The following is a 12,923-nucleotide window of genomic DNA, read 5'->3' on the forward strand; positions in this document are numbered from 1 at the left end:
CTTAGTCAAAGCTTAGTGATTGTTCGCGGTACTTAAAGAGAAGGCCTTCCCGTAGACCACTATTACTAAACTTTACCTCATCAATTGCCAACTGGCGCATCAATGCCAATAATGGCAACAAACCACCAACAATGACATCTGCCCGTTCCTTGTTAATTCCGCGGATTGCAGCACGGCCAGCACGGTCAGTTTCTAGCAATTCGTGCATAATGCCAAATGCCGTCTCCGAGGTCAGGGTTAAGCCATGGATCGGCGCCGGTTTGCCATCAATCGCATTACGCCAACGGTAAATTTTTGCCAGCGCCCGGTTGCAGCCCCCAAGTGCCACAATGTTAGTTTGCCGGAATCGGCTCAGCCAGCGCTGGTGCGACAATGCTTCATCAACTTCAACCATCGCGTCAAACAGGTCCGCTGGGTTAACTTGGTCGCCCAGGTGGTAACGCTGTGAAAGGATGACCGACCCCATCGGAATGCTAATCGTCTCTTCCGCCGCGCCATTGTCGACTGCTACTAATTCCATGCTTGCACCACCGGTATCAATGATTAAGCCATGGTTAACCGGCAAAGTGTTGCTAACGCCAACGTAATCAAGGTATGCTTCCTGGGCACCAGAAATCACCTTAATGTCAAAACCAGTCTCTTCTTTTACCTGATCGAGGAATTCTTGCTGGTTCTTAGCCTGCCGAACCGCCGCCGTTGCAACCGCCATTATTTTGAGCCGATCGTAACCATCACAAATCTTGCGAAATTCGTGCAAGGCCTCGAGCGTCCGCGCCATTGGCTCCTTTTTTAAGAGCTTTTCTGGTCCCATTTCGGAAGATAGTCGGACATAACGCTTTACATACTGCTTCGTGATTGCTTCGCCATCCTCCATCAGTTCACTAATTTTGAGCCGAACTGAGTTGGAACCAAGATCAATCACTGCCAGCATATTATTCTTCGCCATCAGAATCACCTTTCCCCTTTAAATGAAGTGTTGGCACATGCTTTGTTAGAGTTTCAAAAACCCCCGTAAAGTGGCGCCGGTCCTTCTGCTGGTCACTATCTTTCTTATTAAGCTGGACCGCTTCTTGAACAAAGTATTCTTGTGAATTAAATGGCTCTTCACCATGGCGGTCGATCCGTTCGTAGTGGTCTCCCACTAAGATCCGTGATTTAACATTATCCTTCCACATCACATTGAAGATGTGAATTGCCCGCGCCTTAGTATCCGGCTGGGTTACCGGGTATAATTCTTCAACCCGCCGGTTCAGGTTCCGGGTCATCATATCAGCACTGGCCAGGTAAATTTCCTCATGACCATTGCTAGAGAAGTAGTAAATCCGGGAGTGTTCGAGGAAGCGACCGACAATTGAGTGCACCTCAATGTTGTCATGTAATTCTGGAAGGTCGTTCCGTAGGCAGGTAATCCCCCGCACAAGTAGCTGAACCTTAACCCCGTTTGCCGCCGCATCATAGAGGTGGGCAATAATCTGCTTGTCAGATAAGGAGTTCATCTTCATTCTAATCAGTGCCGGGTTACCAGACTTGGCAACCTTAATCTGGTCATCAATCTTTTCATTAATAAAGTTACGGATCCCATCCGGCGAAACACGGAGCTTATAGAAGTACGGTGGGCGGGCAAAACCAGACAGCATGTTGAAGAGGTTAGTCATATCAACGCCCAGTTCATGGTCACAGGTAAACATCCCCATGTCGGTATAGAAGTGTGCGGTGACATCGTTATAGTTACCGGTCCCAAGGTGCATATACCGCCGGAGACCATCTTCGTCCCGCCGGATAACCAGGGCAACCTTACAGTGAGTCTTCAGGCCAACCAGCCCGTAAATAACGTGGCACCCCATCTGCTCCAGTCGTTGAGCCCAGCGAACGTTATTCTGTTCATCAAACCGGGCCTTTACTTCAACCAGAACGGTTACCTGCTTCCCCTGCTGCGCTGCCATTCCAAGGTACTTAATGATCGGCGAATTACCGGATACCCGGTAAAGGGTCATCTTAATTGCCAGCACTGCTGGATCGGTAGCCGCCTGGTGGATAAAGTTAACCACGGCATCGAAATTGTCATATGGGTGCTGGACCAGGTAGTCCTTTTGCCGGATCGACTGGAAAATGTTGTGTTCCATATCTAATGCCGGGTTGAGATAGGACTTAAATGGTTTAAACCGCAAGTCGTCGTGACCATCCACCATCCCTGATAACTTTTTCAAGAAGGTTAAATCAACGGGGCCATCAACCCGGTAAATTGACCGTTCGTTGACGTGCAGATTATCAATCAACTGTTCTTCAAGCCAGGGTTCAATCTCATGCTCGACTTCTAGCCGCATTACCTGTCCGTGTTCACGTTCACGTAACTGACGCTTAACCGCCCGTAATAAGTCAGAGGTATCTGCATCAGCGACATCAAGGTCCATATCACGCATTACCCGGTAGGTAGCACTGGCAAGAATTTGGTAACCAGGGAAGAGGAAACTAAGGAATTCCTTAATTACATCATCAATCAGGATGAAATTATTTTCCCCTGGCAGGCGAACTAAGCGCTTATAAATCTCGGGAACCCGTACAGTAGCAAACTTAATATCCGGTTCCTTGCTGTCATCATGGGGTTCAACCTGGTGACGGTTAACTTCCTGGTCCCCTTCCAGCGTCTGGTGCTTAACTTGTTTAGACGTTGGGTCCCGCCGCAACTGAATGGCAATATTCAGTGAACTATTTGAAATAAATGGGAATGGCCGGGAACTATCATCTGCCATCGGGGTCAGGACCGGCATTAGCTCGTAATTGAAGTAACGTTGAATAAACTCATATTGTTTTTGGTCCAGGTCCTTAATCCCTAAAATATTAATGTTTTCCTTGGCCAGTTGTGGGATCACCTGCTGGTTATAGATCTCGTAACGCTCCTTAACCATCCGGTGTTCCTTTTTGTTCACCGCATTGAGCTGTTCTTCAGGTGTTAAACCGGACGCATCAGTAGTAGTTACGTTTGCTGCCGCCAATTTATGCAGTGATGCCACCCGGACCATGAAGAATTCATCAACGTTACTCTGGGTAATTCCCAAGAAGTTGGCCCGTTCCAACAATGGGTTACTCATGTCCGTTGCTTCACCTAGTACCCGACCGTTAAAGTCAATCCAGCTGAGCTCCCGGTTCACGTAGTTTTCTGGTTTGTAAAAATCTTTGTACATCCCTAATTGCCCCTCTCGATTAAGACTGGTTGAATTCCATAAACATCCTTAAATAACTTTGCCTTTGAACTAAACGACCACTTTTCCAAAACCAGGTCATCATTAGCCGTTGCCCGAATCTTCAGGCGGCCGTCATTCGTTAGCTTCAAACTAATTTTTTTAATCTTTTGCTGGCGGGAATCATCAAGTGAATCGACCACCCGCAAAATCGCTGCTAGCTTAGCAATCGTTAGCTGAATGTCATCATCCAGGTGACGGTAGTGCGGTTGCATTGCCGTTGGCGATTCAGCACTGTGATAACGCGCCACCTCGGCAATAATTCGGTTGTCCTCATCCGACAGGCCAATCATTGAATTTGCACGCAGGATATAGGCAGAGTGCCGGTAGTGCCCCCGCTGGTTAATAAAGTTGCCGATATCATCAACCTTGCAAGCAATCTCCAGTAATAGCCGCTCGTGGTTGCCTAGCCGGTGAATTGGCCGGAGCTGGTCAAATAACTGGAGGGCAAACTTGGTAACAAAGTCCTGGTGGGCACCATCAACCCCGTAACGCTGGGCGAGATCGTCCGCCGATGTCCGGATCATCGTTTGAATTTGATGGCGGGATTGGTCATTTTGAACCGCAATCCCGTTTGATAATCCATCCATTACTGAAAGGTCGGTAACATAGACATTTGTCGGGTTGATTAATTCTTCCGCCCGCGCAATTACCAGGTAGTTTGGTACCAGGAGCGCCCGCTGCCGGTCCTCTACCGCAAATTGGTCCCACAGCCGTTCAGTTGGCGCCAGCAAATCAATCTTGTCGATGGGGTTATCAAAAATTTCCGCCGGCACTTCAGCCAAGTGTTCTCCCTTTTTGATATACCGCTTGGCAATCGTAGGCGCATTTTGGATTAGCAAGGTCGTTTTCTTCTTTTGAATCAGCTCTGGAGCAATATAGCCAAACTTGCTACCAATGTAGTCACGGATAATTTCCTGTGGGTTAGTCGTCGTCTGCCGCAACCGGTCGACCAGGTGGCTAATTTTGGCACCACCCAGGTCTAGTTCCCATAATGTTTCAAAATTTCCATTGTAGAAAAAGGCCAGCGTCATTGTATCCAGGCCAAGACTAACTAAGTACAGGCAATGTTTACTGATCTGACTAAATTCTTTTAGGTGGGTGACAACGCAACTCATTGATTGCGCCATCAGCTGGTTATTATTTAGCCAGTGGATCCGTAAGCCAGTCCGTACTTGTAATTGGTCAGCAACATACTGTGCGGAGATCTCATCGAGGTCTTCTAGGGCACCATAAAAAGCAATATCTTTTACCTGGTAGTCCTTAATCAATTGCTTGAACCCTTCAATGTTATTAACAATTGCCGACATATTCTCTGCATAATTTGCAATTCGTTGGTTTCCCACCATCAGGGCACCTGATTGGACGTTATTAATTATCTTTAAACTAGGCTGCTCAATTATCCGTAAACTTACCTGGTCAGGCTCCAGGAAAATTACCGCCGTTAATTTTTTTGTCACAATACCCCTCCTCTACGTGATCAGAAAAGTTTCCTAATTTAATTATAGTCCAAGATTAGGCTTGGCTAAAGATGAATTCATCATTAACAAAAAAGGCCGCACAGTGTCTAGTAGGGAACAAGAGCGGATCCTGCTGGATCAACACCTGTTTCTTACCAGCCACTTGGGGCCTATTAATTACTGAACTTTTTTCCACTTAATTGTGGCTGCCGTACACAACTCACCATTAGACCAAACTTCATGAACAGAGGTAGGGGCGTCGCTTTCCCCATCTGCCAACCGGTAACGACTAGTTACAGTTGATCCCTCCTTAACTTCAGATTCGTACTTAATCGTAAACGAAGCTACCTGGTGGTGACGTAAGAAATCTGCCCCCAGCGGGTCCATCAGCCAGTCAAAGTAACGGGCGTTATTAACGTGGTGGTTAATATCGATATCAAAGTACCGCACCCGGTAATCCTGGTTATCAAAGTCCGCCCCTAGTTCCACGGGTGATGCAAGTCGTGGCAGTCGTTTTTCAACCGGTGAGTTGAAGGGCACAATTAACTCATCCGGGATCCCCATCAGGCGCCGCTTCTTTAAGTTCATCATGACAAACATTGCTCGTAAGCGTACGTACTCATGCTGGTGGTTCAAATCAGTCATCCAAAACTCCCGAAGAGCAAAAAACCGGTTATAGGCAATTGCCTTTGTCCCAAGGATAACCTGGTCACCAAATGATGGCTGCTCATCCGATAGTGTTCCATCATAACCAATCACTACCCACGCACCGCCGCTCTTTTCAATCGTTTGCCGGTCCAAGCCAACAAAGATTGAGTGGGCATCTGAGACCATTGTCATCATGCTACACATCATACTCATGCTGGGGTGACCCGAATCAGTGCATTCATAGTATGCCAACTGGTGCTTCATTTCATAACAATTTGCGTTTTGTGTTAACTCTGCCAAATCTACTCTCCTATATGGTGGTACTGACGGTACAATTCTTGCCGGTTCAAGTGGTTTCGTTTGGCAACCAGCTTAATTGCCGCATTCGTCGATAGTCCCTTAACAATTTCTTGATCTACTTGTTCTATTGGTGTCCCGGCTACTGAATTTGTTTCTTCAGCCGGATGGTCATTACCGGCAACCAGCACGACAAATTCGCCCCGCGCCTGGTGGTCAGCAAAATAATCACGTAGATCACCCAGACTACCCCGGCTAAATTCCTCGTACCGCTTGGTTAACTCCCGTGCTAGTACTGCCTGGCGGTCTGGCCCAAATACTTCCGCCATCGTTGTTAAAGTCTTTTTCAACCGGTGTGGCGCCTCGTAAAAAATCATTGTTTCCGGCCGGTTTACCATCTCTTGCAGTTCGGTTACCTGTTGCTGGTGCTTCCGCTCTAAGAAGCCGTAAAAGTAAAATGGTTGTGGTGATAAACCAGATGCAATTAAAGCAGTTAGGCCGGCATTTGCGCCCGGAAGCGGCACTACCGGGATCCCTTCCTTTACGGCCGCTGCTACTAACTCTTTCCCTGGGTCAGAAATGGAGGGCATCCCCGCGTCACTACACTGGGCAATCGTCAACCCGTCCTTCAGCTTTGCCAGCAACTCTGGAATCCGTTGTTCCGTGTTATGTTCATGGAAGCTTACCTGCTTAGTTGTAATCTCAAAGTGGTTCAGCAACTGTTGAGTATGACGGGTATCCTCGGCAGCGATTAAGTCCGCCTCTTGTAAGGCCTTAATCGCCCGGAAAGTCATATCATCAAGGTTGCCAATTGGCGTTGGTACCAAATACAGCCGTCCACCTTGCTTGCCATTAAAACTACTGATCTGTTGCATCTCATCTACCCCTGTTTACTCTGCTGTCCATCCATGCCGCTAAAGATTGCTTCATCACAAAAAATACAGCTTTCGTTTGGTGCAAGGCGTTCACCGAAATGCTTCCGGCAAACATGGAACCCTTGATGGTAAAGCTCATTTAACGTTCGCCGGCCCGTTGATAATTGTTGCTCACCACGCTGGTCCCGCAGTTTCTTAATTGCTTCTTGCAGGTGCTTATTTTCAATCGTTAATTCAGCATTTTGTGCCAAGACAGTATTTAACTGGGCCTTTAGTGCCGCTAACTCGTCTGTCATTTCCGATAGATTATTGCCAAGGCGAGCTAAGTTGTCATAAATGCTATTTCGCTGTTGGTCATCATTCATGGGTGTGCCTCCGTTTTCCCATTCAGCGCTTGAACAATCTTAATGGTTAACTGTTCAACAACGTTTTGAAAACTAATATTTTGTTCCAACTCGTGCCGGGTGTCTAAGGTCAACTGGCTAACCGTCAGCAACTGCTTAACCGGGTAGTGGCGACTCACCTCCGTCAACAGCTGTTGGTCATTGATGAAGTGAAGACGGTCACTTTCCTGGATCCCATTTGCAATTAACAGTGTATCACGCCAGATCAAGGTTATCAGGTCTAGCAATACCTGCTGGCGTTGCCGGTCGCGATTAGCAAGTTTCACTAGTACCGTCGCTACGTCAACAAAGGCCATCATCTGACCCTTGCTTGCGTGCCGGTACCACTGAACAACTCCCTGGATAGCATTGCTAAACCAGTTATCAGCACACCAGTTTTCGATTTCCTTAACGGAATCAGTAATCCCAATTGCTACCTGGGCCTGCCCAGCAGGTATCTCATGAGCGGTTAATACCTGCAGCAGGTCTTCCCGACTTAACGGAGCCAATTCAAGTACCTGGGTCCGGGATTGAATCGTTGGCAAGACCGCGCTCTTGTTACTGGTCAGCATCAAAATATAAATCCCCGGACCGGGCTCTTCAATAAACTTTAACAGGCTGTTAGCAGCACTAGTCGTCATTTTCTCGGCATCTTTGATGATAAAGAGCTTTTGTTTACCCTCCATTGCACTCTTAGTAAATTCACTTTTGAGGTAGCGAATCCGGTCAATCTTAATCTGCCGGCCCTCAGGTTCGGCAGTCACAATATCTGGGTGGTTACCGCTTAAAATTCGCTGACACTCCGCACAAGTAAGGTCCGGCTCATTGTCATGGGGGTGGAGGCAAAATAGGCGCAATGCTAACCATTGCGCCACTTCAGCCTTACCAGCACCAGTCGGGCCCACCAATAGGTAAGCATGAGCTAGTTCTTGATTATCAATCACCCGTTTGAGGCGGTCAATTAAGGCGGGTTGTAATTGTTCTGCCCGCGTTGACTGTCCGTTTGCCAAGTTTAATCACCTGCTTAAAACTTTAAAAACTGCTCAACTGGCAAGATAAAGACCGTTGCCCCACCAATCCGAACGTTAACGGGAAAGGCAGAACCGCCTTCAACATCGATATGCATTTGCGAAGTAACGTATTGTTCACGCGACTCCGCATTTTTCTTAATAATCTCAAGTACTTCATTAACCCGTTCATCTTCAACCCCGATTAAGAAGGTTGCATTTCCTTCCCGTAAAAAACCACCGGTCGTTGACAACTGGGTTACATGAACTTCGGCCTTATTAAATGCTTTTCTTAAGCGGTTGCTGTCCTTTGATTGGACGATTGCGATGATCATCTTCATGGTTGTCACCTCTTAATTTTCTGCCTGAAATAGGTCTGGGAAGCGGGTATGAATCACCCGTCGAACATCTTCCACCACCTTTTCCAATGGCTGACTTGCATCAATTAGTTTAATCCGTTCAGGGAATTGGTGGTACAGGCGAAGGTAAGCCTGCCGAACTGTTTGGTGGAAAGCAAGTTTTTCCTTGTCAAGCCGGTTAACCTGGTTAGAACGGTGTTCCGCGATCCGCCGGATACCTAACTCTGATTCTACGTCCAGGTAAACCGTCAATTCAGGAAGCAACCCATCAATTGCAAACTGGTTCATCCGCCAAATATCATCTTCACCCAGGTGACGTCCAGCCCCCTGGTAGGCGATTGAACTATCAACATACCGGTCACATAAAATAACTTTACCAGCCTTTAGCCCCGGCAAAATTTCAGAAACAATGTGCTGGCGCCGGGCAGCCGCAAACAGCAATGCCTCAGTTCGGCCATCCATATCCGTATTTTCCGGACTAAAGAGGACCCGCCGAATTTGTTCTGAAATGTGGTTGCCACCTGGTTCCCGGGTATACATTACCTGTTCCTTACCAATCTCGGCTTCCAAATCACTTTGAATTTGGTTAAGAACGCTGGTCTTCCCTGCGCCATCCGGTCCTTCAAACGAAATAAACTTTCCTTGCATTCTTCTCTTACTCCTAATGACTGATAACACCCTTATTCAGCTTGCCATGTACCTTATACTTCCTGGCAAGTTTGTACAGATATAAGTATTTTTGTTCTTGGATCTTCGTTCGGTCGCGGAGCTCATTACTAACGTTTGCTTCATAAACTGCCCGCTGCGTCTCTTGTGCGTGATCCCAGCTTGCCTTCGTATCATAAATCACATCAAGGAGTCGCTGGTTACGCTCTTGCTCAACGTAGTTCTTCTTGCGTTTAAATAGCATCGATTACATCTCCGTTCGTCCTTGAACCGCCTTAAAGAGGGTCATTTCATCCGCATAATCAATGTCCGCACCAACTGATAGGCCGTGTGCCAACCGGGTAACCTTAATTTTAGCCGGTTTGATTAACTTAGCGAGGTACCCAGCCGTTAACTCACCATCAGATGAAGCGTTCGTAGCGATAATAACTTCCTTAACTTCTTCATCCTTTTGCAGCCGTTTCAGCAAGCTTGCAATGTTGATATCTTCGGGCCCTGTACCAGCAACCGGTGAAATCACCCCGTGAAGGACATGGTAGAGTCCGTGATACTCATGCATCCGTTCCAATGCCATAATATCTTGTGACTGTTCAACCACCAAGATTTGTGAATGGTCGCGGGTCTTGTCACGGCAAATTGGGCACGGATCATCTTCGGTAATGTTACCGCAAATACTGCAGTCATGCAGGTCCCGCTTAGCTGAAATTAACGACTTGGCAAAATTGGTTACGTCATCTTCTTGCATTCCTAACGTATAGAAAGCAAGCCGGGTAGCAGTCTTCTGGCCAATTCCCGGGAGCTTGGTGTAGCTCTCGATTAACTTAGCAAGTGGTTCTGGATACTGCATACTGCTTACATCCCCATCCCACGGGTGTACTTACCCAGTTTTTGTTGAGTTGCTTCATTAACCTTCTTCATCCCATCATTGATGGCCGCAACAACCAGGTCTTGCAACATATCAACGTCGTCAGGGTCCACGGCTTCTGGCTTAATCTTCAGATCCAACAGGGTATTATCACCGTTAAAAGTAGCCGTTACCATGTCATCTGGTGCTTTGCCGACAAATTCTTGCTTAGCTAGTTCTTCATGTTCCGCCATCATTTTCTTTTGCATTGCCTTAGCTTGCTTCATCATCTGTTGCATATTCATTCCGCGCATCATAATTCATCCATCCTTTTCTTTATTAATATTAGTTATCTTCTACTTTTACAATTTCACTGCCAAAGAGCTCTTGGGCCTTGCTGACAGTATCAGTTGGGCCACTTTCAGCAGATGTCGGTGGTTCGCCAACCGGTTCACCAGGCTCCGGTGGTAGTGGCGGTTGCTCACTTTCACTAGTAGCCGATTGAACTGGCTGCTGTGAAGCTGGGCGGGGTGATTGTTGTGGCTGGTGCTTGTCCAGCCCGTGTTCCTTAATGTACTCGCGTCTAATTTGTGGCCACTTATCCTTAGGAACAAAGACCACGTGCCGCTCATTTCCAGTTAGCTCTTGAAGTCCCTGTTCCATACTTGCCAACAATTCTGAATCATCCATTGCCTGCTGGAAAAGGAAAGCATAATCAAAAGCAACGATTACGCCATCCTCACTTGCTGCCACCGGTTTTGAAACGTGGAGTAGTGACCGTTGCGGAACGCTGAGTTTTGAAAGTAACTCCTGCCACAGCCCCTGAATTTCAACCAGGTCACGCCGCGTTGCTTTACCAAGGACCGGGTTAATCTGACTGAGTTTAACCTCAACCTTTCGCTGCTGAACCCGTGGCTGACTTGGCTGCTTGGCCGGTCGTGTACTTGCAGCTGGTGCTGACTGGAGCTTCTTTACTGTTGCCTGCAAGCTTTTAACTGTCGCCTGAAGCTGTTCAATCGTTTGCTGTGTATTCTGGTCGACAGTACTTGTTGTTTCATTTGCCTGTGGTGCTGGCTGAACATTTGCCTGGCCGTCAACCTGGGAAAGCTTAACCGTCAGTACCTCCAGATAAACATCCGGATGGGTGGTAAACCGCATTTCTTCCTGGATGTTATTAAGTTCATCAATCATTTGGTAGAGGGCTGTTGCTGGTGCCGCCTTGCTCATCTTTGCGAAATCTTCATCCGTTAATCCAGTGCTTTCCACCATAATTAGTTCCGGTGATTCCTGGTACAAGAGGACGTCACGGATAAAGGAGATTAGGTCTTCAATGAAGCGCTGGCCGTCTTTACCTTCGCCAAGGATATCCTTCATCGTATCAAGGGCCTCGGCACTTTGATGACCGGTTACCTCGAAGAAGTACTTTTCAAGGAGTTGCTTGGTCACACTACCAGTGACGGTTAGTGCATCAGCCAACTTGACCTGGTTATCACTAAATGAAAGCACCTGGTCCAAAATACTTAACGCATCACGCATTCCACCTTCAGCCGCATTGGCAATTACCCACAAGGCCTTTTCTTCATATTCGACATTCTTTTGGTCGAGAATGTACTTCATCCGGCCAAAGGCATCCTTGGCGGAAATTCGCCGGAAATCAAACCGTTGCACCCGTGAAATAATGGTTAACGGGATCTTATGGGGTTCCGTTGTCGCAAGGATAAAGATCACGTTTGCCGGTGGTTCTTCCAACGTTTTTAGCAGGGCGTTAAAAGCCCCCGTTGAGAGCATGTGCACTTCGTCGATAATATATACCTTGTAGTCAGCCTGAGTTGGCGCATACTTGGCCTTATCACGAATATCACGAATTTCTTCAACCCCGTTGTTAGAAGCAGCATCGATTTCAATTACGTCATTGAGCTGACCATTAGTAATCGCCTTGCACAAGTCACACTTATTGCATGGCTCACCATCCTCAAGGTGGTGACAGTTAACCGCCTTAGCAAAAATTTTTGCAGCGGAAGTTTTACCGGTCCCCCGTGGTCCTGCAAAGAGGTAAGCATGACTAATTTGGTGCGTGATGATTGCGTTTTTTAGTGTTTGGGTGACAACTTGCTGGCCAACCAGCTCATCAAACCGCTGTGGCCGCCAAACCCGGTACAGTGCCTGGTAACTCATCACGTCGCTTCCTTTCTGCAAATCTAAAATTACATAGTACTTAATATTATACTAGCTTTCTACCATTTTTCGAAATATTTAAAAAATAAAAGGAGTGGGAATAAGCATTAGTTTTCCCACCTCCATTTTCAGCTTTTAAAACAAACAACCTGTGACACAACCCCGGTTAGGCCCTGGGTTGTGTCACGCGATATCTCTGAAATATTCGGAGCTAAAATAAGGGACCGTGACAAAACCAAGTTATGTCACGGTCCCAGTTTAATTTCACTCAAACTTAGAGCACAAGGCACATCAAACTTAGTGCTGCTTCCTTCCGGACCTGACACGGTTCGTAAGCGCACCCTTGCCCTAAGGCCTTACGGCAACTAGTATATTACACTAAATCACTTTTAAATGCTAGCCCTTTGCGCGACGTTTTTTCCGTGCCGCCTTTTTTCGTTGACGGATTGCCCGGAAAAAGTTCTTTAGCATCTGGCTGCATTTTTCTTGTAAAACACCACTCGTTACATTCACTTGGTGGTTTAATCGTGTATCAGTCAATAAATGATATAAGCTATCAACTGCCCCCGCTTTCGGGTCCGGTGCTCCGTAATAAACGTTGGCAATCCGGGCGTTAATAATCGCCCCACTGCACATGATGCATGGCTCCAAGGTAACATACAGGTCACAGTCTTCCAATCGCCAGCTATGGAGTCGTTCACAAGCCTCCATAATTGCCAGCATTTCTGCATGGTAAGTAACATCTTGGAAGTGCTCACGCATGTTATGACCACGCCCAATAACCTGGCCATCTTTCACCACGACCGCCCCAATCGGCACCTCATTTAGGACTGCTGCCTGTTGTGCCTCGGCAATCGCTTCTCGCATAAATTTTTCTTGCTCAGTCAAATTTTTCACCATTTTCTTTTCCAACATTCTCTATTTCAGTGTATAATATTTAATTAGCTCATCAAGTTTATCTAGCGATTAA

Annotated in this window: 14 protein-coding genes and 1 other RNA gene; all 15 read right to left on the reverse strand. The window is 47.0% G+C overall.

Annotated elements, in window-relative coordinates; genetic code table 11:
* Position 1: 1 nt before the first annotated feature.
* The 15 genes from QOS07_RS02310 to tadA all read right to left on the reverse strand — a co-directional run bounded on the left by QOS07_RS02310 (position 2) and on the right by tadA (position 12,853).
* On the reverse strand, positions 2-946 hold the full coding sequence (locus tag QOS07_RS02310) for a Ppx/GppA family phosphatase (RefSeq protein ID WP_283587392.1): 945 nt from the start codon (positions 944-946) through the stop codon (positions 2-4).
* Positions 933-3,182, reverse strand: a complete 2,250-nt coding sequence (locus QOS07_RS02315; protein WP_283587393.1) for an RNA degradosome polyphosphate kinase — start codon at positions 3,180-3,182, stop codon at positions 933-935. The genes QOS07_RS02310 and QOS07_RS02315 overlap by 14 nt, the downstream gene beginning before the upstream one ends.
* Before the next feature lie 2 nt (positions 3,183-3,184).
* Positions 3,185-4,699 carry an exopolyphosphatase gene (locus tag QOS07_RS02320; protein ID WP_283587394.1) on the reverse strand — a complete coding sequence of 505 codons (1,515 nt, stop codon included), beginning with the start codon at positions 4,697-4,699 and terminating at the stop codon, positions 3,185-3,187.
* Between the two features lie 177 nt (positions 4,700-4,876).
* Complete coding sequence (locus tag QOS07_RS02325; RefSeq protein ID WP_283587395.1) at positions 4,877-5,647, reverse strand: acyl-[acyl-carrier-protein] thioesterase; 771 nt, start codon at positions 5,645-5,647, stop codon at positions 4,877-4,879.
* A 2-nt stretch (positions 5,648-5,649) separates the two neighbouring features.
* The gene (rsmI, locus tag QOS07_RS02330; RefSeq protein WP_283587396.1) at positions 5,650-6,519 is read right to left on the reverse strand and encodes a 16S rRNA (cytidine(1402)-2'-O)-methyltransferase; all 870 of its coding nucleotides are present in this window, start codon (positions 6,517-6,519) and stop codon (positions 5,650-5,652) included.
* A gap of 5 nt (positions 6,520-6,524) precedes the next feature.
* Positions 6,525-6,884 carry an initiation control protein YabA gene (locus tag QOS07_RS02335; protein ID WP_283587397.1) on the reverse strand — a complete coding sequence of 120 codons (360 nt, stop codon included), beginning with the start codon at positions 6,882-6,884 and terminating at the stop codon, positions 6,525-6,527.
* Positions 6,881-7,912, reverse strand: coding sequence for a DNA polymerase III subunit delta' (gene holB / locus QOS07_RS02340; RefSeq protein ID WP_283587398.1), 1,032 nt, complete (start codon positions 7,910-7,912; stop codon positions 6,881-6,883). Before holB ends, QOS07_RS02335 begins: the two co-directional genes overlap by 4 nt.
* Before the next feature lie 14 nt (positions 7,913-7,926).
* A complete protein-coding gene (locus QOS07_RS02345) occupies positions 7,927-8,250 on the reverse strand; it encodes a cyclic-di-AMP receptor (RefSeq protein ID WP_283587399.1) in 324 nt (107 codons plus the stop codon).
* Positions 8,251-8,262: 12 nt separating this feature from the next.
* The gene (gene tmk / locus QOS07_RS02350) at positions 8,263-8,916 is read right to left on the reverse strand and encodes a dTMP kinase (RefSeq protein ID WP_283587400.1); all 654 of its coding nucleotides are present in this window, start codon (positions 8,914-8,916) and stop codon (positions 8,263-8,265) included.
* 13 nt (positions 8,917-8,929) lie between these two features.
* A complete protein-coding gene (locus QOS07_RS02355; protein ID WP_283587401.1) occupies positions 8,930-9,178 on the reverse strand; it encodes a YaaL family protein in 249 nt (82 codons plus the stop codon).
* Between the two features lie 3 nt (positions 9,179-9,181).
* Positions 9,182-9,781: a recombination mediator RecR gene (gene recR / locus QOS07_RS02360; protein ID WP_283587402.1), complete on the reverse strand. Its 600-nt coding sequence runs from the start codon at positions 9,779-9,781 to the stop codon at positions 9,182-9,184.
* Positions 9,782-9,786: 5 nt separating this feature from the next.
* On the reverse strand, positions 9,787-10,095 hold the full coding sequence (locus tag QOS07_RS02365; RefSeq protein WP_283587403.1) for a YbaB/EbfC family nucleoid-associated protein: 309 nt from the start codon (positions 10,093-10,095) through the stop codon (positions 9,787-9,789).
* Positions 10,096-10,123: 28 nt separating this feature from the next.
* Positions 10,124-11,953 carry a DNA polymerase III subunit gamma/tau gene (dnaX, locus tag QOS07_RS02370; protein WP_283587404.1) on the reverse strand — a complete coding sequence of 610 codons (1,830 nt, stop codon included), beginning with the start codon at positions 11,951-11,953 and terminating at the stop codon, positions 10,124-10,126.
* Between the two features lie 268 nt (positions 11,954-12,221).
* Positions 12,222-12,308, reverse strand: an RNA gene (gene ffs / locus QOS07_RS02375) — signal recognition particle sRNA small type.
* Between the two features lie 41 nt (positions 12,309-12,349).
* Positions 12,350-12,853, reverse strand: a complete 504-nt coding sequence (gene tadA, locus QOS07_RS02380; protein ID WP_283587405.1) for a tRNA adenosine(34) deaminase TadA — start codon at positions 12,851-12,853, stop codon at positions 12,350-12,352.
* Positions 12,854-12,923: the final 70 nt, after the last annotated feature.

Origin of the sequence: Limosilactobacillus viscerum (assembly GCF_947387525.1) — a bacterium.
GTDB classification, from domain to species: domain Bacteria; phylum Bacillota; class Bacilli; order Lactobacillales; family Lactobacillaceae; genus Limosilactobacillus; species Limosilactobacillus viscerum.